The 18,515-nt window shown below is 48.2% G+C and carries 24 protein-coding genes and 1 tRNA gene; 18 read left to right on the plus strand and 7 right to left on the minus strand.

The window, feature by feature from the left end; translation table 11 throughout:
• Positions 1–20: 20 nt before the first annotated feature.
• The 4 genes from HYD27_RS08145 to HYD27_RS08160 all read right to left on the minus strand — a co-directional run bounded on the left by HYD27_RS08145 (position 21) and on the right by HYD27_RS08160 (position 2,177).
• Positions 21–323: a YxcD family protein gene (locus HYD27_RS08145; RefSeq protein ID WP_219213443.1), complete on the minus strand. Its 303-nt coding sequence runs from the start codon at positions 321–323 to the stop codon at positions 21–23.
• Positions 310–735: a hypothetical protein gene (locus tag HYD27_RS08150; RefSeq protein WP_219213516.1), complete on the minus strand. Its 426-nt coding sequence runs from the start codon at positions 733–735 to the stop codon at positions 310–312. Before HYD27_RS08150 ends, HYD27_RS08145 begins: the two co-directional genes overlap by 14 nt.
• Before the next feature lie 313 nt (positions 736–1,048).
• Entirely contained in the window at positions 1,049–1,627 is a 579-nt protein-coding gene (locus HYD27_RS08155; RefSeq protein ID WP_219213446.1) for a beta-class carbonic anhydrase, read from the minus strand.
• A 187-nt stretch (positions 1,628–1,814) separates the two neighbouring features.
• Positions 1,815–2,177, minus strand: a complete 363-nt coding sequence (locus HYD27_RS08160; RefSeq protein ID WP_219213449.1) for an iron-sulfur cluster biosynthesis family protein — start codon at positions 2,175–2,177, stop codon at positions 1,815–1,817.
• A gap of 173 nt (positions 2,178–2,350) precedes the next feature.
• On the opposite strand from HYD27_RS08160, the gene HYD27_RS08165 reads away from it, so the two are divergent.
• The 10 genes from HYD27_RS08165 to HYD27_RS08210 all read left to right on the plus strand — a co-directional run bounded on the left by HYD27_RS08165 (position 2,351) and on the right by HYD27_RS08210 (position 10,839).
• Positions 2,351–3,868: a carboxypeptidase M32 gene (locus HYD27_RS08165; protein WP_219213452.1), complete on the plus strand. Its 1,518-nt coding sequence runs from the start codon at positions 2,351–2,353 to the stop codon at positions 3,866–3,868.
• A gap of 93 nt (positions 3,869–3,961) precedes the next feature.
• On the plus strand, positions 3,962–4,609 hold the full coding sequence (gene trhA, locus HYD27_RS08170; protein WP_219213455.1) for a PAQR family membrane homeostasis protein TrhA: 648 nt from the start codon (positions 3,962–3,964) through the stop codon (positions 4,607–4,609).
• Between the two features lie 203 nt (positions 4,610–4,812).
• Entirely contained in the window at positions 4,813–5,169 is a 357-nt protein-coding gene (locus HYD27_RS08175) for a putative DNA-binding protein (protein ID WP_219213457.1), read from the plus strand.
• A 21-nt stretch (positions 5,170–5,190) separates the two neighbouring features.
• Entirely contained in the window at positions 5,191–6,576 is a 1,386-nt protein-coding gene (gene ffh, locus HYD27_RS08180) for a signal recognition particle protein (protein ID WP_219213460.1), read from the plus strand.
• A gap of 405 nt (positions 6,577–6,981) precedes the next feature.
• A complete protein-coding gene (gene rpsP, locus HYD27_RS08185) occupies positions 6,982–7,254 on the plus strand; it encodes a 30S ribosomal protein S16 (protein WP_219213463.1) in 273 nt (90 codons plus the stop codon).
• 22 nt (positions 7,255–7,276) lie between these two features.
• Positions 7,277–7,507, plus strand: a complete 231-nt coding sequence (locus HYD27_RS08190) for a KH domain-containing protein (RefSeq protein ID WP_020432321.1) — start codon at positions 7,277–7,279, stop codon at positions 7,505–7,507.
• A 113-nt stretch (positions 7,508–7,620) separates the two neighbouring features.
• Positions 7,621–8,145 carry a ribosome maturation factor RimM gene (gene rimM, locus HYD27_RS08195; RefSeq protein WP_219213465.1) on the plus strand — a complete coding sequence of 175 codons (525 nt, stop codon included), beginning with the start codon at positions 7,621–7,623 and terminating at the stop codon, positions 8,143–8,145.
• Positions 8,145–8,897, plus strand: a complete 753-nt coding sequence (gene trmD / locus HYD27_RS08200) for a tRNA (guanosine(37)-N1)-methyltransferase TrmD (protein WP_219213518.1) — start codon at positions 8,145–8,147, stop codon at positions 8,895–8,897. The genes rimM and trmD overlap by 1 nt, the downstream gene beginning before the upstream one ends.
• 877 nt (positions 8,898–9,774) lie before the next feature.
• A tRNA-Pro gene (locus HYD27_RS08205) sits at positions 9,775–9,848 on the plus strand.
• 547 nt (positions 9,849–10,395) lie between these two features.
• Positions 10,396–10,839 (plus strand): hypothetical protein, encoded by a 444-nt coding sequence (locus HYD27_RS08210; protein WP_219213468.1) that lies wholly within the window; start codon positions 10,396–10,398, stop codon positions 10,837–10,839.
• A 51-nt stretch (positions 10,840–10,890) separates the two neighbouring features.
• Here HYD27_RS08210 and HYD27_RS32905 read toward each other — a convergent pair whose 3' ends face one another.
• Positions 10,891–11,049: a putative holin-like toxin gene (locus HYD27_RS32905; protein ID WP_375373899.1), complete on the minus strand. Its 159-nt coding sequence runs from the start codon at positions 11,047–11,049 to the stop codon at positions 10,891–10,893.
• Positions 11,050–11,189: 140 nt separating this feature from the next.
• Between HYD27_RS32905 and HYD27_RS08220 the strand changes: the two genes are divergently transcribed.
• Together HYD27_RS08220 and HYD27_RS32910 are read left to right on the plus strand one after the other, a co-directional pair.
• On the plus strand, positions 11,190–11,543 hold the full coding sequence (locus tag HYD27_RS08220; protein ID WP_219213473.1) for a hypothetical protein: 354 nt from the start codon (positions 11,190–11,192) through the stop codon (positions 11,541–11,543).
• Positions 11,544–11,631: 88 nt separating this feature from the next.
• The gene (locus tag HYD27_RS32910; RefSeq protein WP_375373900.1) at positions 11,632–11,880 is read left to right on the plus strand and encodes an Ig-like domain-containing protein; all 249 of its coding nucleotides are present in this window, start codon (positions 11,632–11,634) and stop codon (positions 11,878–11,880) included.
• Between the two features lie 375 nt (positions 11,881–12,255).
• Here HYD27_RS32910 and HYD27_RS08225 read toward each other — a convergent pair whose 3' ends face one another.
• Complete coding sequence (locus tag HYD27_RS08225) at positions 12,256–12,453, minus strand: hypothetical protein (protein ID WP_219213475.1); 198 nt, start codon at positions 12,451–12,453, stop codon at positions 12,256–12,258.
• Positions 12,454–12,680: 227 nt separating this feature from the next.
• Between HYD27_RS08225 and HYD27_RS08230 the strand changes: the two genes are divergently transcribed.
• The gene (locus tag HYD27_RS08230; RefSeq protein WP_219213478.1) at positions 12,681–12,932 is read left to right on the plus strand and encodes a hypothetical protein; all 252 of its coding nucleotides are present in this window, start codon (positions 12,681–12,683) and stop codon (positions 12,930–12,932) included.
• A gap of 37 nt (positions 12,933–12,969) precedes the next feature.
• On the opposite strand, the gene HYD27_RS08235 is transcribed toward HYD27_RS08230, so the two are convergent.
• Positions 12,970–13,920 (minus strand): DUF4097 family beta strand repeat-containing protein, encoded by a 951-nt coding sequence (locus HYD27_RS08235; RefSeq protein ID WP_219213480.1) that lies wholly within the window; start codon positions 13,918–13,920, stop codon positions 12,970–12,972.
• 357 nt (positions 13,921–14,277) lie between these two features.
• On the opposite strand from HYD27_RS08235, the gene HYD27_RS08240 reads away from it, so the two are divergent.
• From HYD27_RS08240 to HYD27_RS08260, 5 genes are all read left to right on the plus strand, one after another.
• Complete coding sequence (locus tag HYD27_RS08240; protein WP_219213481.1) at positions 14,278–14,574, plus strand: hypothetical protein; 297 nt, start codon at positions 14,278–14,280, stop codon at positions 14,572–14,574.
• A 147-nt stretch (positions 14,575–14,721) separates the two neighbouring features.
• Positions 14,722–15,066, plus strand: a complete 345-nt coding sequence (gene rplS, locus HYD27_RS08245) for a 50S ribosomal protein L19 (RefSeq protein ID WP_019910375.1) — start codon at positions 14,722–14,724, stop codon at positions 15,064–15,066.
• A 297-nt stretch (positions 15,067–15,363) separates the two neighbouring features.
• Positions 15,364–15,984 carry a signal peptidase I gene (gene lepB / locus HYD27_RS08250; RefSeq protein ID WP_219213483.1) on the plus strand — a complete coding sequence of 207 codons (621 nt, stop codon included), beginning with the start codon at positions 15,364–15,366 and terminating at the stop codon, positions 15,982–15,984.
• 29 nt (positions 15,985–16,013) lie between these two features.
• Positions 16,014–16,874: a ribosome biogenesis GTPase YlqF gene (gene ylqF, locus HYD27_RS08255; RefSeq protein ID WP_219213485.1), complete on the plus strand. Its 861-nt coding sequence runs from the start codon at positions 16,014–16,016 to the stop codon at positions 16,872–16,874.
• A 313-nt stretch (positions 16,875–17,187) separates the two neighbouring features.
• Positions 17,188–17,799, plus strand: a complete 612-nt coding sequence (locus HYD27_RS08260; protein WP_219213520.1) for a ribonuclease HII — start codon at positions 17,188–17,190, stop codon at positions 17,797–17,799.
• Positions 17,800–18,515: the final 716 nt, after the last annotated feature.

The following is an 18,515-nucleotide window of genomic DNA, read 5'->3' on the forward strand; positions in this document are numbered from 1 at the left end:
AGTTCCTGATGCAAGAAAATTCACGTGTTCACAACCGCTGTAATTTCATCCTCCAGTTCAAGCCGCACATTCTCACGGTAGGCGCGAATGCCGTACTCACTGTGCAGATAGCGGAGGATTGCTTCGATCATATTGGACTCTACCAGGAACTGGCTGCGGCCCTGAACCCATACCTCAGCCGTGTAGCCGGTGTCCTCCTCCCAGCTAAGCTCCACCTGGACCTCCTGCACCCGAACACCCTTGCGCTCAGCCATATGCAGGCAGATGGCGTTGATGATCTCGTCCATGGTCAGAACAGCCGCCGGCATATTAGTACCGCCCATCCCGTTCTTCCAATCTGCGCCGTTCCTGTCTGCGGCGGAAGAAGGACATGATCATCATCACGATGAAATAGATGGCCAGCATGTTTACAGCGAAGCCGAGCAGATTGCCGAAGGCGCCCATTCCGGCGAACATGCCGCCGAACAAGAATCCGGCGATCCCGCCGATCATCAGGCCCTTCATCAGGCTGCCGCCGCTGAAGAATCCGCGATTGGCCGTGGTGCCTGCTCCGGCCTTTGTTCCAGTGGTGCTATCGCTTTGTTTCACATTATTTGTGGTGGATTTCTTGGGCGTCGTGGTGTAACCGCGGGTTCCGGATTTGAAGCCGCCTCCGCGTCTCGCATCTGCAAAGTCGGGAACGGTTACAGCGAAAAACAGGGTAAAAGCCATAACAATCATCATTACGCGTTTCATTGGTTTCATTGAGCAGAAGTACCCTCCTAGAATTTTTTGTGAGGCGATAAATTTCCGAGGGGGCTGCGGTCAAGCCTCCTGTGGAAATAATGCCGGGCTTCCAGCCTTTGCTTCCCGGGCGGACGCTGTCCAAAGCCCGCTTCCAAAGCATACGCTTCACATGAATTGTGTGTATCTGACCGTTAATACGCAGCACATGGCAGGAGGTTTCAATTTTAAATATCAAAATTGTGAATTAACAGGAAATGGAATTACGCACAAAAAAATACGCGGACCCAACATCCGCGCAAGCAGCAATTCTAAAGCAGTTTTATCAGAGAGTTGTCTTGTTCTCCGCATACCCGTCGGACACCAGCTCAAGCGCTCCGGTCGCCGGATCGATGATCATGCCGTGAACAGGTATATTGGGAGGGAGCAAGGGATGGCGCTTAATAAGCTCCACCGTCTGAATGACCCCTTCTTCCACATTGTCAAACCCGCGCAGCCATTTGGTCAGCTTAATGCCCGAGTTCTCCAGGGTCGACAGCACCTGCTCCGAAACACCGCGTTCTTTGATCGAGTTGATCATTTTATCGGCGTTCAGCGAAGCCATCCCGCATTCATAGTGTCCTACAACAATTACCTCATCCGCTTCCAGCTCATACAGAGCTACCATAACGCTGCGCATGACGCTGCCGAAGGGCTGGGAAATAACCGCACCGGCATTTTTAATGATTTTGACGTCCCCGTTCTTGAAATTCATAGCCTTGGGCAGAAGCTCCACAAGCCGGGTGTCCATGCAGGTGATGATCAGCATCTTTTTGTCAGGAAAGCGGCTGGTCAAATAGGCTTCATATTGTTTTTGTTCGACGAAATTCTTATTAAACTCCATAATATCTGTGATTTGACTCATGACCTGCTGCCTCCTAAAGGTTTTGTGAGCATTCCGCTCCCTGATTTGCTCCGTACAAAACTGCTCCGGAAGCATATGCTTAGTTTTGTGAGCATCCCGCTCCCTGATTCCTAACTCTTAATATACTCCCTGCAGCTGCGCTTCGCACCGGTTACCGTGAAAAAGAGTGGTTAACCCGTTGCTTGAATTATATGTCGCACAACGTTCCTGCGGCGGGCTGGGGTATATCCGTGCTCCGCACATCCCGCACAAGAATATTCCTGCTATAAATCTGTGAATTGCTGTCCAGCTTAAACGAAGAGATGCGCTCGTCTGCATCCAGACGCATATTGTCTTCATAGAAGATTTCCTGCTGGCGGCTGATGACAAAAGGCAGGCCATCCGTCTCAATCGCAGCATCGCCGGCGTCCGCCTCATGCACAATCAGCAGCACATGGATTCCGTCACAGCCGCAGCCCTCAGTATCAAAAAAAAGCTTAAACAGTCCCGGACGTTCCTTAAGACTGGCTTGCAGCTTGCTCTCGGCAAGAGGGGTAATCTGAATTTTCATGGCGACTCACACTCCTTCGTAGGTGTTGTTGCTTAAGGCGGGAATGATTCCGCTTGCTGTGAGAGAAATAAATATTTCAAATTAGAGGTAACGGGCTCTGAATTTGATTATACGGATTTAAAAAAGTATCATCAAGAGTAGACGGTGAAAATAGAGAAAGCGGGTGTTCAGCCATGGAACAGCTGGTCAAAGAAGAGTGGGAGAAATTTAAAGAGCTATTATCCAAACTTAGCGGGTACACTGAGGCGATGAGTCTGCTGCATTGGGATTTGCGTACAGGCGCGCCGCGTAAAGGGGTAGAGATTCGGTCCAATACCATCGGGCTGATCAGCGGAGAGATATTCAGACTGCAAACTTCACCTGAGATGGGGGAATTCACGAAATATTTCAGCCGCCCGGAGGTCAGGAGCCAATTAAACGGCATCGAGAATAAAATCGTTCAGGATTGCCGCAAGGAGTACGAGCGCAGCCAGAGCATTCCTTCCAAAAGCTTCGAGGAATATTCCGTCCTCGCCGCCCATGCGCAGACCATTTGGGAGGAAGCCAAGGAAAGTGATGATTATGACTCCTTTGAGCCGTATTTGAGTAAAATCGTCGCGTTCAAACAGGAGTTTATCGGTCACTGGGGCGTGAAAGACTCCCGTTATGATACATTGCTTGATATGTACGAGCCCGACCTGACCGTAGAGAAGCTTGACGATATCTTCGGGCGTCTGCGCAGCCGCCTTGTTCCGCTTGTGGAAGCCATCGCCGCTTCACCGGACAAACCGGACACCGGCTTCCTGGCCCAGATCTTCCCCAAGGAGCAGCAGGAGAAATTCGGCTTGTTCATCCTGAAGCAAATGGGCTTTGACTTCGAGGCCGGCCGTCTGGATGAAAGCGTGCATCCGTTCGCTACAGGACTGAATCCGGGAGATGTGCGCATTACGACGAACTACTTGCCGGACAATGTTACAAGCGCGATCTTCAGCTCGCTGCATGAGGGCGGACATGCCCTGTATGAGCAGAATATCAGCAAGGATCTTGTAGGCACACCGCTGGCCCAGGGCGCATCCATGGGCATCCATGAATCCCAGTCCAGACTATGGGAAAACATGATCGGCCGCAGCCGCTCCTTCTGGCAGCGTTACTACGGCGATCTGCAGCAGCACTTTCCCGGGCAGCTTGCTGGTGTTGAAGTGGAGGACTTCTACCGGGCGATCAACAGTGTGGCAAATTCCTTCATCCGAATTGAAGCTGATGAGCTGACCTATAATCTCCATATCATCGTCCGCTATGAGATTGAGAAGCTTATCTTTAATGAAGGACTGGCAGTAAAGGATCTTCCTGCGGTATGGAATGCCAAATATCAGGAATATCTTGGAATTACCCCTCCGAGCAACGCGCTGGGGGTGCTGCAGGACGTGCACTGGTCCGGCGGGGACTTCGGTTATTTTGCCTCATATTCACTGGGGAATATGTACGCCGCGCAAATTTTGAACACGCTGCGCAAGGAGCTGCCGGAGTTCGAGGAGCTGGTTGCGGCCGGCAATCTGCTGCCAATCAAGGAGTGGCTCACAGATAAAATCTACCGCCATGGTCAGAGCCTGACGCCTTCGCAAATTATTGAGCAGGTGACCGGCGAGCCGCTGAATCCCGATTATCTGGCCGATTACCTTGAGGCCAAATACACCGAGCTTTACAAACTGTAGCGAGGCACAGGCTGCTGGGCCATACGGCAAGGTGGAAGGACTGCGCTAAAAGGGATATAATAGAAGGAAAGTGCAGATGGAAGGAATAGTGGAATGGCAAACACACATACGTATAGCCGCAAGGAAGAGGTTGCAAATGCGGTAACGCACGGGATTGGAGCGGTGCTGAGCATAGCCGCACTTGTGCTGCTGGTCGTCTATGCCGCAGAGAACGGCACCGCCTGGCATGTAGTCAGCTTCTCCATTTACGGCGCGACGATGCTGCTGCTGTATATTAACTCGACACTGGTGCATAGTCTCAGGGATGGAAAGGCCAAGGATTTTTTTGAATTCATGGACCATTCCTCCATCTATTTGTTCATTGCCGGTACATACACCCCCTTTATGCTGGTGGCGATCCGGGGGACACTGGGGTGGACCCTGTTCGGCATTGCCTGGGGCGTGGCGGTGATTGGCGTATTCTTCAAAGCCTTTTTCGTCAAGAAATTCCTGTTCATGTCCACCGTTTTCTACATCGCCATGGGCTGGATGATCGTGATCGCCTGGAACCCGCTCTCGGCGGTGATGGCGGACGGGGGCATGACCCTGCTGCTGGTTGGCGGGCTGCTGTATACGCTGGGGACGGTTTTTTATGTGTGGCGCGGCTTTCCGTATCATCATGCGATCTGGCATTTGTTTGTACTCGGAGGCACTGCGATTCACTTTTTTGTAGTGCTTCTGTACGTGCTGCCGATTCACTGAATCACGCGCCGGCAGCAGGCTTTTTGATACCTCCGATTCCCGCGGGAATCGGTATTTTCCTTTATCTTAAGATGGCACAACGGTTTCTTCCCGGCAAAAAAAGATGACAAGCAAAAAAGCTTGACATCTTTCTTTGTTTTAGGTATTATAAGGGACGTTGTGAAGCTGTAAAGTGTTTTTCCTTGACGAAGGGAGTGCCCTTAATGAGTCAGGAGAATAGGCTCGAGAAAACCAACCGGATCAATTTATTGTTTGCTTTTTATGAACGCCTGCTTACGGATAAGCAGCAAACGTTTCTTAAATATTATTTTCACGATGATTTCTCTCTGGGAGAAATTGCCGCTGAATTTGAAATCAGCCGCCAGGCCGTGTACGAGCACATCAAGCGGGCAGAGCAGGTGCTGGAGAATTATGAAGATAAGCTCGGGCTGCTTGTGAAGCATGAGAGCCGGAGCAAATATTTAGAAGAACTGCGCAGACTGCCGGAGAATGGGATGCTGCCTGAGCAATATACACAGCGCTTCACGGAGCTCGTGGAACGTTTGCAGAGGTTAGAGTAGCATGAAGGGAGAAAGCTGCATATGGCGTTTGAAGGTTTAACCGGAAGATTGCAGAATGTGTTCAGCAAGCTGCGCGGCAAGGGTAAAGTATCCGAAGATGACGTAAACGAAGCCATGCGCGAAGTGCGGCTGGCCCTTCTGGAAGCCGATGTTAACTTCAAAGTAGTCAAGGACTTCGTGTCCAAGGTGAAGGAGAAGTCCGTTGGCAAGGAAGTAATGGACAGCTTCACTCCCGGCATGGTGATCATCGATATCGTGAACAAGGAACTGACCGAGCTGATGGGCGGAAGCCAGGCAAAGCTGGCCAAGTCAAACAAGCCGCCGACCGTAATTATGATGGCCGGTCTGCAAGGGGCAGGGAAGACAACCACTTCAGGCAAGCTGGCCAAGCTGCTGCAGAAGGGCAATCACCGCCCGCTGCTTGTAGCGGCGGATATTTACCGCCCGGCTGCGATCAAGCAGCTGCAGGTGCTGGGCGAACAAATCAAGGTTCCCGTGTTTTCGCTGGGCGATCAGACCAGTCCGGTCGAAATCGCCAGACAAGCTGTTCAGCATGCGAAGGACAACAGTCTGGATTATGTGATCATCGATACCGCAGGCCGCCTGCATATTGATGAAGAGCTGATGGAAGAGCTGAAGCAGATTCATAATGTTGTAAGCCCTGATGAAGTGCTGCTTGTTGTCGACGCCATGACCGGTCAGGATGCCGTCAATGTCGCCGACAGCTTCAATAAGCAGCTGGAGCTTACCGGCGTCGTGCTGACGAAGCTCGACGGCGACAGCCGCGGCGGTGCCGCGTTGTCCGTCAAGGCCGTTACCGGCTGCCCGATCAAGTTCGCTGCATTGGGCGAGAAGATCGATGCGCTGGAGCCGTTCCATCCGGAACGTATGGCCTCGCGGATTCTCGGCATGGGCGACATGCTGTCGCTGATCGAGAAGGCCCAGGCCAACATCGATACCGAAAAAGCCAAGGAAATGGAACGTAAAATGCGCAACGCGGAATTTACGTTCGATGACTTCCTGGAGCAGATGGACCAGGTCAAGAAGCTTGGCCCCATCGACCAGATTCTCGAAATGCTGCCTGGCATGAACAAAGCCAAGGGCATGAAGGATCTCAAGGTCGATGACAAGCAGATGGGCCGCATCGAAGCCATTGTTCATTCCATGACCAAAGCCGAGAAAGCCCAGCCCGAGATCATCAACCACAACCGCCGCAAGCGTATCGCCGCCGGCAGCGGAACCAACGTGGCCGAGGTCAACCGCCTCATCAAGCAATTCGATGAAATGCGCAAGATGATGAAGCAGTTCTCCGGCATGATGGGAGGCGGAGGCAAGGGCGGCAAGAAGAACGCCATGAAGCAGCTCAAGGGCCTTGGCGGCAAAGGAATGAAGTTTCCATTCCGTTGATCTTCTGATCTTAATCTCTTGATTTAGTCTTTTTGATCTTGTTCTTTTTGATCTTGTTCTTTTAAAGGGTCAGACATAGTACAACATCAGATGATCAAACGGTTTTGACTTTGATCTTACTTTTTTGATTTTAATCTTTTTTGTATTTAGTCTTTTGATCTTAATCTTTTGATCTTCACCCCGTCTCAAGGTCCCGCCGCCAGTTAAGCGTGTCCCGGAGGGACGGCAAGCGATCTTACCCCGGACAACACCAGGTCCCGCCAGTCTGAACTCCTACGCTGCTTGCACTTAGACGGGTGTCCAGAGGGCAGAGCCCTTGGCTAAGGGAGGGTTTGGGAGGGATCGAAAAAAGGTTTACCAAACATCTTGCGAAATTTTCGATATTCTTATAAGGAGGTGAATTTCGTGGCAGTACGTATTCGTCTGAAAAGAATGGGTGCACATAAAGCGCCTTTCTATCGTCTGGTGGTTTCCGATTCCCGGTCCCCTCGTGACGGCCGTTTTATCGAGGAAATCGGTTATTATAATCCGATTGAAGTACCGGCAGTAGTTAAGATCGATGAGGAAAAAGCTCTTAAATGGCTTCAAACAGGTGCGCAGGCATCTGATACCGTCCGCAATCTGCTTTCCAAAGCAGGCGTGATGAAGAAGTTCCATGAGCTGAAGCAACAGAAATAATGACTGATTGCGAGGGTCCTCTATGGAAGAATTAGTTGGAGTTATTGCTAAGGCTTTAGTGGATCATCCAGAGGATGTGGCTGTGCGGACCGTGGAGAAGGATCACCTGATTGTCTATGAGCTTTCTGTGCATCCGGATGATGTCGGCAAGGTCATCGGCAAGCAGGGCAGGATCGCCAAAGCGCTTCGTACCGTAGTCACATCTGCAGCGGTCAAGAGCGATAAACGCGTTACCGTGGATATTTTATCTTAAATGATGCGTTCATTGAGGGGCTAGGGATAGTATATCCCGGCTCCTTTTTGTTGAAATATAGAAGCAGGAAGAAAAATTCAGGCGGAGCTGGAACAGGTAAAGGAGAGGGTCAGATGACGGAAGAGTTGAATGTAGGCAGGCTGGTCAATACACACGGAATCCGCGGGGAGATCAAGATATTGTCCTCAACCGATTTTCCGGAGGTGCGTTTTGCACCGGGCAAAAAGCTGATCGTGGTTCCTGCCGATGGAAGTCCGAAATTTGAGGTTACGGTGGAGTCGGCCCGGGAGCATAAAGGAATATATATCGCCAAGCTGAAGGGTTACACCAACATCAATCAGGTCGAAAAATACAAGGGAAGTCTGCTTAAGGTACCGAGTGATGATTTGGTAGAGCTGCCGGAAAATGAATATTATTTCCACCAGATTGTTGGCTGTGAGGTCTATACCGATGAGGATCCCGGCCGTCCGCTGGGGACAATTACGGAAATTCTGCAGCCTGGAGCCAATGACGTATGGGTGGTAAAGCCGGCCAAGGGACAGGATATCCTCATTCCGGTTATCAACGACGTTGTGCTTGACGTGGATATTCATGCCAAAAAAATTAAGGTTCACCTGATGGAAGGACTGCTGCCATGATGCGGATTGATGTGCTGACGCTTTTTCCGGAAATGTGTGAGGGCGTATTCGGCACAAGCATTCTTGGCAAAGCCCGTGAGAAAGGCATTGTCTCCCTGAACGCCGTCAACTTTCGTGATTTCTCGGGGAACAAGCATAACAGTGTGGATGATACGCCTTATGGCGGGGGCGGAGGAATGGTGCTGAAGCCTGACCCTATATTTGCTGCCGTGGAGCATGTGCTCGCCATATCCGGAAATCAGGCCAAGCCGCGCATCATCCTGATGTGTCCCCAGGGTCAGACGTACAATCAGCAGATTGCCGAGGAATTGGCACAGGAAGAGCATCTGATCTTTATCTGCGGCCATTATGAAGGCTATGATGAGCGGATTAGAGAGTATCTGGTAACGGACGAGCTGTCGATCGGAGATTATGTGCTGACCGGCGGCGAGCTGCCTGCCCTGACGGTTATTGATTCGGTGGTGCGGCTGCAGCCCGGAACTCTGGGCAATGAAACCTCTGCGGTCACGGATTCGTTCAGCACAGGTCTGCTGGAGTATCCGCACTATACGCGGCCGGCGGAATTCCGCGGCTGGAAGGTGCCGGAAATTCTGCTTAGCGGACATCATGCAAATATCGAGGTTTGGCGCCGCGAGCAGTCACTCCAGCGTACGCTGGAACGCAGGCCGGACCTGCTGGAGGCGGCTGAACTGACCGTGAAGGACAGGGCCGCCCTAAAACGCCTGAAGGAACAAAGCGGCGATAAGATGTAGCGGAAAATTACTATAAATTGGAATATTTAACGTCTTGTTAACGTATACTACGTTGACGGGGCGTTTTTGTCGTTCCATTTTTCGCTGCACGGGTCAGCTTCTCTTGGTTAAGGACAACGGCATAGGAGTTGAACGTGTACTGATGCAATAAAAATCCATGCAAACGCTGAAAGGAAAATGAGAAAAATAAATAAATTTAAAAAAACGAGCAAAGGTGCGTTGCGATCCTGAATTTGGGGTAATTATAATAGGTGCCAAAACATACATGCAGCTATAGACCCAGCAATTTCAACTATCGAAAGGAATGAACATTAGTGACTACGAATACGCGTGAAGAATTCAAGCCGGACGTGGACACTGTCCGCAGGGAAGCGGAGCCGCTCCGCACCGTAAGTGATATTATCGATTTCTATACAAATCGTAAATCATAAGACCATATAGCATTACCCGAAAAACCGCTAAAACAGCTGAGCCGTAAGCTGCTTTAGCGGTTTTAATATATATGGGGGCACAGGGCATAGTGAAAATGAAAAAGACCGTCCGAAGACGGTCTCTCTACCCGAGGCGCTATTTAAAAATTTGATCCGTATCCCGCGCCACCAAGGCCAGTAATTCAGCCGTTGGTCCGGGTAAGGGATACGTTCAACATGTCATGATTGATGTGAACGCACCTCCTTTCCTTGTGCCAAGAGTATAGCACAGCCTCTGCAAATAAACCATAAATTTAAAGAAAAAAATAGTTTTTCAGTAATGGGATTTTTTACTTGAATCTAATACAAATCTGCGGTATATATAACATGTGGGTAAAATTATCTCCGAAGCTTCCAGTTCTATTCGTGGACCAGAGGCTATATGGAGCATAGCAGTACATAAGCGTCGGGGTATAGCGCAGCCTGGTAGCGCGCACCCTTGGGGTGGGTGAGGTCGCAGGTTCAAATCCTGTTACTCCGATCCGTAAGACACCGCCATGTAGCATCAGCAATTTTGCCGCTACCTTAGTTGCTAAGGTAAGCAGTGGTCAATGACAGAAACAGTTTTTACAAAGAAGACTACACCTGATGGATTTCGTATCCTGAAAGGAGTGGTCTTCTTTGTTATTAAAATTTGCAATAAAAGGCTTTATTGATCTCATCTCAATTAAGGCCGCACATCAATTTTATATGCATGTCTTAATTGAAAACAATCTTATCAAACACAAAGCGAATAGACTATACAATTGATAAGCGCAAGAGTTGTTGAAAAATGGTTTAAAAATACAAGGAGCAGACATAAATCATTATTTGCGATTGCTCTTTATCTAAAATATTGTGGACTTGAACTTGAACAAATTGAAGCTGAGTTGAAATCTTGGATGTATAGGCAAGACGCGAGTACATATAGTACTGATTTATTATTATGCTACAAGGACAATTAACGAGATTACCGAGATCATAAAAAGTTGCCCAGAAAAAAATCAAAAACTACTTACATATGCTTTAATGATCCATTCTAAGGAACAATGAATCTCCATGAAGCGTTAAAGACAATTCAAAATAAAAAGCGGCTGTATTTTATATGGAAACATGACATTGGATTTAATCAAACGAAATCGCCGAAGACTGAAGCGGAGTTTTTGAAAACTGTAGGTTTAAAAAGTTTGTCCAGCTTTGTTCGTTGGGAAAGGTCACTTGAATACCGCTCCCTCGTAGCCCTTCTATTCAATACCAGATTTGACGGTGATTTGGAGCAAATTTATGATGCGCTATCTGTTAAAGCCAAAGAAGGAGACGAGAAGGCCATTAGGTTGCTTTTTCAAATCGGCAAGGACATTAAAATCTTTGCAAAAGATGCAACCAAAATGTTGAACAAAAATGATAAGGTTGAAGAAGATGATTCTAGAGCTATAAAAGTAAAAATAATAAGCAATGTGTTTAAAAGTCATTTTAAATGCTGTATACTATAGTCAAAGGAGCCGTGCTGCGAACACGGACTCCTAGGAGTAAGTAGAACCGCTTTAAGGGCGTTCGGCTTTAACAAATGGATGATGGACAAAAAGTAGACCATTTACCTTGTCACAGGCGGTCTGCTTTTTGTTGTGGAAAGACAATATAAGAACTACCATAGTCGTAAAAGAAATCATTAGCGTCAAAGTGTCCTTAATGTCCACAGGCATCACCTCCCTTCCGAGAGGTTAGCCGACCGCCCATATTGCCTATTCTATTACTTTCTTGATTATATCATATTTTGTTTGATGCTGAGTGGCAGATTATGCCGCTCTCATTTGCGTTGTTTTATCATGAAAGGAAAATGTAAATGGTAGCATTAACGAAGCCGCAGAAAATCAAGAAGATAATGGTCTTTTTTGATCTATTCTGTAAAAATTTTATTAAAATCGTGAATAATGATGGGGAGATAGTTCCATTTTTGCTAAATGATCAGCAACAATATTACATTGATAATGCTGGTGAATATAATTTAATCCTGAAACCGCGCCAATTAGGGTTTACTACGGCAAGTTTGGCTTACTGTTTGTGGATGGCTGTAAACAACCCCAATACCAACTATTTGATTGTGTCCTATAAAGGGGATTCGACAAAGGAACTATTCGCTAAACTTAAGCGCATGAACGATCATTTGCCGCGAACAAAATACGATGTATTCCCTTGATTTAGTTAATGGATTTGCTGGAGGTCCAGTCTGCCCTGTAGACATTGTGAGCGAATAAGCAGAACTATTTGTTGGAGCTGCAACGCAATTGAACTATACAAGCGTTAAAGACGCTCCAGTGAGGTTCACAAGCTCAGATGAGGGAATCTCTGCGGTTAATAGTACAGGGCTTGTAACGAGCATTAGTGAAGGTGTGACAGCGATTACCGTTTATAATGCAACGAACAAGAGGATTAGCGATACCATTACTATTAATGTGATAACGCCTATGGCTTATTCGATCAAAATTAACACGGTAATAGCGTGGATTAGAATTCAGATGAGACCGTTATATTAGACCACTAACTATATTTGTTTTTGAGAAACCATTACAGAATCTTGATAACATACTATATTCAGATCAACGGAAGCAATCAGGTCGTAGCTAGTAAGTCTGTTTGTGTCATAGAACGGTTGATTTATATGGTCACCAAGTTAAAGTGAAATCTCACAAGTAAACTTGGGGTGGGTGAGATCGCAGGTTCAAATCCTGTTACTCCGATCCGTAAGACACCGCCAGATCACAGTGAATCGCATTGCAGCCGGGAAAGTGTCCGGAAGCGGATGTGATCTTTGTGCTGTGCGCTTCCAGACGATTATACTTGCAATAAAAAACACTTCCCGCAGACAGGTGTCCACAGGAAGTGTCGGAGGTTGACGCTGAGCCATGATTTTAAGCCCTGCCCCTGTGATCATGACGATCCCGGGCAAGCATTACAATTCCCGAACCGAGCGCATAGAGGGCAACAACCGAAAACAATACGACGACCCAGATATAATTGCGTACGGTGTAGGTAAGCGATGCAAAGATGATGAACCAGGCAATGCGGAGGACCCCTTCATTAATGAATCTTTTGCCAGCTGCATTCATGATTATTGCCTCCTTTGCTGAAATCAAAATTGTCTATAGTTCGTAAGCGCTCTATTTATGAATATTATATTAATAATAACCCTTTTTGCTCTAAATTGATACACAATGTTCACAAGTTCTTTGTTTCACAACTCTTTTATTTGTGGCTATTTCTCAAGGCTATCGCCGTTGCCGGCTTATTCCCCTCCGAATACAATACAGCATCACGAACGAGGAGGGGTTCTCTGGTGGAAGCCTATTATAATTGTCTTCATTGTATGAACAAAAGAGTCCGCATTATGACAACAGATGGCAAGCGGCATGAAGGAATCATCGTGGATGTGGACCGCAACAATGTGTATTTGAAAACCAAAGGGAACGGCAAGCTGAAGACTTCGGCGTTTACTCCATACGGCAATTATTATGGCGGATATTACGGGTATGGCAGTGAGATATTAACATTGAGCCTGTTTACTCTGCTGGCTATTGCGCTGATTTAGGTTCAGCCATGAAGGAGAGGAGCTTCTAGGCTCAAGTTTATTGCCGGACAGTAATGGAACCGATTTGGGTAGACAAAGACAGCAGTGGGCCGCCGCCGTTAAAATCCGTTTTGCCTGATCCGGTTCCCGCAATATGTCCCAGCTCGCTTTTGGCGGATACAGTGCATTTGAGGCCGCTGTCAAGATCGGCGGTGATATTGCCAATATCACTGCTGGCCTTGAGGCTGCTGCCGGATTTCATGCCGCTGATATCCAGCTCGATGCTTCCCGTATTGGATTCAATTGTGGATTTTCCGCTGAACTGGGCATCGTCCAGTTGAATCGCGCCAACGTTGCCGGTAATGTGAAAAGTGCCACGCAGGCCATGCAGCTGAACCGCCCCGACATTGCTGGTGATATGATATTCGGCGATATTAGCCGGGACCTCGATGTCATAATTGATGCTGAAGTCGGAGGTGCCGAACTTCTTCTGTGCCCAGGTCCAAAGATCTTTTGTATTTTCATTCTTGGCACGGGTGTACACCTTGAGCGCTTTGCCGTCAAGTTGAACTGTAACCTCGGCGTTGTCAAGAATTTTACGGTTTGTTTCAGGATTTGCACTGCCATGTGTGACTACCGTTGCTTTTACGGTGATGGAATCACTGCTGCCGCAGGTTAGCTTAACTTCACCAACGCTGTTCTCCAGAATAATTGAAGAGGAAGCACCGGCTTTTTGGGTAACGCTGAGCGCCTTGCTCGAGCTGTTCGAATTAAGCTCTTCGGTCAACTTTGCTGCAGTATTCTGAACGTCCTGCTCCACATTTGCTGTAACCCCGCCTAGCCCTTGCTTCACAGCCTCGTCTGCTTCCTGATGACGGTTTCTGGAAAAACGCTGTTCAAGCTGATTGTCTGCAGCTTCCTTGCCCGGCAGTTCCCGGCAGCCCGACAGCAGTGCAATAGAGAGAACGGCAGCCGCCGCGATTATTGCTGGATTGTGATTTCTTTTCAATTTCAGCCCTCCCCCAAATTTTGCGTGTTCCTTATGTATACTCCATACTATATATTGTGGGAAAAAATTGAAAACAGCCTGCGGACGGGTTGCTGCACTGGACTATAGTCCAGTTTGGTTCTGGTCAGCTACATTTCAATGAAGAGGTATGCTAGAATAAACGGTGAAGAGTTATTTTGGAGAAAAAGTCATTGTTTTCGGCAGGAGCAAGCGGCTGATATATATGGATTCAGGGCTGTTGCAGCCAGCAGCATAATTTGAAGCTGTGCATCAGCGCAGGGTACAGAAATAGACTGTCGCCTTACGAATGGCCAGGACGGTCTATTTACTATTAGACTGATACAGTCAGGGGAGCGGATGATGCAGATGCAATATGCGGCAGTTGTAGTTGTGTTGTTGGCAGGTGTAATTGTCTATTTGGGCTTCCGCAGCCGGAAAGGCACGGCCGCAGGCACGAAGAACGGTGCAGCCAGTAATGTGATTTCTATGGACCGGCACCGCAAAGCCAAGCAGAGTTCAGGGGAACAGCCATGCTCTTCATGCAAAAAGAAAAACGGCAAGCTGATCTTTTATGCCCAGGATAATGGAACGGTTGTAGGCCTATGCAAGGATTGCAAAGCCAAGGCAAAAAAACGGGATATGCTGCCGCTCTGAATCTCAAAAAACAAATTGTCTTTACCGGCTGTTTATGGTAATATTATTTCTGTTGTGTGGAATACGGTGGTCCTCTGCGGATAATGAGGGAGAGCATGGTCTCTCCGGAAGAGGCACGAACACCTGTACGGAAGGAGGAAGTCCTAAATGAATATCCTACAAGCAATTACGCAAGAGCAACTTCGCAAAGATATCCCGAGTTTTCGCCCGGGCGACACTTTGAAAGTGCACGTAAAAGTTATCGAAGGAACTCGTGAACGGATCCAGTTGTTCGAAGGCGTTGTAATCAAGCGTCGCGGCGGTGGAATCAGTGAGACTTTTACGGTTCGTAAAATTTCTTACGGTGTTGGTGTGGAAAGAACTTTCCCAATCAACTCGCCTAAGATCGAGAAAATCGAAGTGGCTCGCCGTGGTAAAGTGCGTCGTGCGAAGCTGTATTACCTTCGTGACCTGCGCGGTAAAGCTGCAAGAATCAAAGAAATCCGTCGCTAGGACAGCGGCAAGGGAAAGGGGCTTGATTTCAAGCCCCTTTCGTTTATTTGAAAGATAAGAATTTATATACTTTGCACATTAAATTATCCTTCTATTTCTCGCTGAAACGCCCCGTCCCTTATAAGGACGGCGAAGCCGTTTCTTCTTAATTGAAGAGAAATGATTATTATATATGCCATATATGCCTTAGGATCAGCTTCTCCGAAAAGGCCTCCTGAAGGAGTATTCGTGGAGGAGTTTTTGGCAGGAGTTTTTTTGTTGTATAGTTAGAGTAACATATAGAGAGGACGGTGAACTATGCAGCAGGATTTACAGCAGGGACAAGGTGAGGTTGTTGAGCCTGACGGTAAGAATCCCCGCAAGCCTAAAAACGAAGTATTGGAATGGATCAAGGCTATCGCCATTGCATTGATACTGGTGATTTTGATACGCTGGCTTTTGTTCAAGCCATTTATTGTGGACGGTCCTTCGATGCAGCCTACTTTTCATACCGGTGAGCGTGTGATTGTCAATGAAATTTTGTACGACATACGGTCTCCCCAGCGTGGCGAGGTCATTGTGTTCCATGTGCCATCTGAAGGAAGAGACTTCATCAAACGTGTTATCGGCATAGCCGGGGATACGGTGAAGGTTGAAGGCGATGTCGTTACTGTGAACGGCGAGCCGGTGAACGAAACCTACATCCAGGACGCAATTGATCAGGCGCACAGTAACAACGCGCTGTATAACAACAAGAATTTTCCCAATGAAGACTTTACGGATGGAACGGTTCCGGAAGGGCATGTTTTTGTTATGGGGGACAACCGTTCTGACAGTACGGACAGCCGGATGATCGGCTATGTGCCGCTGGGCGATATTGTCGGCCGTGCAGATCTGATTTTCTGGCCGGTCAAAGACATTACAGTAATTAACCATTAAGCTGACGGAAGTCAAAGGAGGTGACGGCAATGGCCATTCAATGGTTTCCTGGTCATATGACGAAGGCTAGGCGGCAAATCGAGGATAAGCTGAAGCTGATTGATGTGTGTATAGAACTGCTTGATTCCCGTCTGCCGCTTTCCAGCCGCAATCCGATGATTGACGATATTTTACGGGACAAGCCCAGGCTGATTATTCTGAATAAAGCGGACTTGGCCGACCCTGAGGCTACACGGAAATGGCTGGCTTATTTCAAAGCGGAAGGGCATGTTGCCTATCCTGTGGATGCGGCTACCGGTACAGGCATCAAGGAAATTCCTGAACAGGTCAAGCTGCTGCTGAAGGAGAAGATCGACCGGCAGATTGCCAAGGGAATGAACCCGCGGGCCAGCCGGGCGCTGATCGTCGGCATTCCCAATGTGGGCAAATCTACGCTCATTAACCGGATGGCCGGCAAAAATATCGCCTTGACCGGCGACCGTCCGGGTGTTACCAAAGGACAGCAATGGATTAAGACGGGCGGAAATCTGGAGCTGCTGGACACTCCGGGGATTCTGTGGCCGAAATTTGAGGATCAGGAAGTGGGTTACCGCCTGGCGGTAACCGGCGCGATCAAAGAGGAAATCCTGAATATCGAGGATATCGCTTTTTTTGCGGTGAAGTACCTGGTCAAGGATTACGGTGCGAGCTTTCAGGAACGTTTTGGGATTGAGAAGCTTCCAGAGGATCTGGAGAATCCGGATGAAATCGTTGCCGTTTTGGAAGCGGTAGGCCGCAAGCGCGGCTGTCTGATCAGCGGTGGCCGGGTGGATCTGGAGAAGGCTTCGCGCCTGCTGCTGCATGATCTGCGGGCGGGCAAGCTGGGACGGTTTACGCTGGAAACCCCTTAATTTACGGTTTATGAGGAATGGAAGAACCATCCGGGCAATTGGGGTGGTTTTTTTTGAAAGATCAGAATTTATCTGTTTTGGGGTCCCCGCAAAGTACCCGAGTCATCATCGAAGCCAAGGCCCCACTTTGTGGGGTTGTTTTGCTGGAATGCAGCAAATATATGCTCCACACTATCAAGCCGGAACCTGATTTTGGAATGAATATTATGAGCATAAAGAGGGATGACCGGGACGGGTCTTCTATGATAAGCTGGCTTGTACAGGGAACTGGGAACTTAGAATTGGTGGTGGTTAAACGGTGAGCTCTACGGATATGTTAAGCTACGAAAAAGCCTGCTGGGAGCAGGATTACCGCCGCATTGCCGGTGTTGACGAGGTGGGCAGGGGCTGTCTGTTCGGAGATGTGGTTGCGGCTGCGGTTATTTTACCGGAAGGCCTGATTATAGAGGGAGTGGATGATTCGAAAAAGCTGACAGCGAAGAAACGGGAGGCCTTGTTTGAGCAGATAATGGAACAGGCGCTGGCAGTGAGTGTCGGTCATGTCGACTCGCTGGTCATCGATGAGATCAATATCAAGCAGGCTTCAAGATTGGCGATGAAAAAGGCGGTAGAGGGCCTGGAGCACATCCCTGACTACATGCTGATAGATGCGGAAAAAGTGGATCTGCCGCTGCCCCAGCGCGCGATTATCAAAGGGGATGCCAACAGCCAGTCGATTGCCGCAGCTTCCATTGTCGCCAAGGTCACGCGCGACCGGCTATGCGAAGGACTCTGGGAGAAATTATATCCGGACTACGGAATTAAAGTACATAAAGGCTATGCAACCAAACTGCACAGGGAGCAGATTTTGTCTCTCGGACCGACCCCAATGCACCGCCGCAGCTTCCTTGGAAGGATTCTGGCGGATCAGATGACGTTGTTTTAAGTTGCGGCGGTTTATTTGTGTGAGCAGCTTCACTATTTATACTTCCTAATTTATACAGGATGGTTTATAAGATTTAATTCAATCGTTTCCACGATTATGAAGGAGAAATAAAGCTGAACCGGGCAAAATGCAGGAGCAGGAGCAGGAGGACTGCTACATGGGAGCCTAGTGCTAAGTAGAGTGAACTTAAGAATGTAACTTGCTGTATGGACGAAATCCTTGCTCCGCAAGGGGTTTGTCCATTGGCTGCCCATCATTCTTAAGTTCAGCTTATATTAAGTGGAAAAAGTAAACCTATTTTCCTCCGAAACAGGCATTTGTGAGGCATTATGTGGAAAAAGTGAACTTAATTTTGCCCCAATACCCCAACAGGAGAGAAATGAGACGAATTAGTGATACTTTTTCCACTGCTATGAACGAATTTGTCAATTCCCCTGTTTTTCACCCTTAAACCAAGGGGGTTCAATCCCTTGGGCATAGAGACAAAATGCGAGTCGTCGGCTGGCACACTGCTATCCGTGGGTTGGTTACCACATGCTATGCCTACGTCGAAGGAGCTTCCGTAAACTTAATCTCGCACGTCAGATCCCTAGATCCTGTGCAGTGGAAAATCACGGTTTCTCCTCGAACCTTTCTCTTTGTCTCCATGCCCTAAGGATTCAATGTACTGGAGCCTGCCTGTCTTTTTCCTTATTTCATGCTACGCCATTCTTTGT

The sequence above is a fragment of the Paenibacillus sp. S150 genome, assembly GCF_019352175.1.
Lineage (GTDB): Bacteria > Bacillota > Bacilli > Paenibacillales > Paenibacillaceae > Paenibacillus_AQ.

Excerpts from the sequence above, each read along its gene's own strand:
- ffh (WP_219213460.1), top strand. The coding sequence starts at position 5,191 with ATGGCGTTTGAAGGTTTAACCGGAAGATTGCAGAATGTGTTCAGCAAG.
- HYD27_RS08165 (WP_219213452.1), top strand. The coding sequence starts at position 2,351 with ATGGAACAGCTGGTCAAAGAAGAGTGGGAGAAATTTAAAGAGCTATTA.
- HYD27_RS08160 (WP_219213449.1), bottom strand. The coding sequence starts at position 2,177 with ATGAAAATTCAGATTACCCCTCTTGCCGAGAGCAAGCTGCAAGCCAGT.
- HYD27_RS08175 (WP_219213457.1), top strand. The coding sequence starts at position 4,813 with ATGAGTCAGGAGAATAGGCTCGAGAAAACCAACCGGATCAATTTATTG.
- HYD27_RS32905 (WP_375373899.1), bottom strand. The coding sequence starts at position 11,049 with ATGCCTGTGGACATTAAGGACACTTTGACGCTAATGATTTCTTTTACG.
- HYD27_RS08260 (WP_219213520.1), top strand. The coding sequence starts at position 17,188 with ATGTTAAGCTACGAAAAAGCCTGCTGGGAGCAGGATTACCGCCGCATT.
- HYD27_RS08210 (WP_219213468.1), top strand. The coding sequence starts at position 10,396 with ATGAATCTCCATGAAGCGTTAAAGACAATTCAAAATAAAAAGCGGCTG.
- HYD27_RS08155 (WP_219213446.1), bottom strand. The coding sequence starts at position 1,627 with ATGAGTCAAATCACAGATATTATGGAGTTTAATAAGAATTTCGTCGAA.
- HYD27_RS08240 (WP_219213481.1), top strand. The coding sequence starts at position 14,278 with ATGATGCAGATGCAATATGCGGCAGTTGTAGTTGTGTTGTTGGCAGGT.
- rimM (WP_219213465.1), top strand. The coding sequence starts at position 7,621 with ATGACGGAAGAGTTGAATGTAGGCAGGCTGGTCAATACACACGGAATC.
- trmD (WP_219213518.1), top strand. The coding sequence starts at position 8,145 with ATGCGGATTGATGTGCTGACGCTTTTTCCGGAAATGTGTGAGGGCGTA.
- HYD27_RS08145 (WP_219213443.1), bottom strand. The coding sequence starts at position 323 with ATGGGCGGTACTAATATGCCGGCGGCTGTTCTGACCATGGACGAGATC.
- trhA (WP_219213455.1), top strand. The coding sequence starts at position 3,962 with ATGGCAAACACACATACGTATAGCCGCAAGGAAGAGGTTGCAAATGCG.
- HYD27_RS08225 (WP_219213475.1), bottom strand. The coding sequence starts at position 12,453 with ATGAATGCAGCTGGCAAAAGATTCATTAATGAAGGGGTCCTCCGCATT.
- lepB (WP_219213483.1), top strand. The coding sequence starts at position 15,364 with ATGCAGCAGGATTTACAGCAGGGACAAGGTGAGGTTGTTGAGCCTGAC.
- HYD27_RS08150 (WP_219213516.1), bottom strand. The coding sequence starts at position 735 with ATGAAACGCGTAATGATGATTGTTATGGCTTTTACCCTGTTTTTCGCT.
- rplS (WP_019910375.1), top strand. The coding sequence starts at position 14,722 with ATGAATATCCTACAAGCAATTACGCAAGAGCAACTTCGCAAAGATATC.
- HYD27_RS08220 (WP_219213473.1), top strand. The coding sequence starts at position 11,190 with ATGGTAGCATTAACGAAGCCGCAGAAAATCAAGAAGATAATGGTCTTT.
- HYD27_RS08190 (WP_020432321.1), top strand. The coding sequence starts at position 7,277 with ATGGAAGAATTAGTTGGAGTTATTGCTAAGGCTTTAGTGGATCATCCA.
- ylqF (WP_219213485.1), top strand. The coding sequence starts at position 16,014 with ATGGCCATTCAATGGTTTCCTGGTCATATGACGAAGGCTAGGCGGCAA.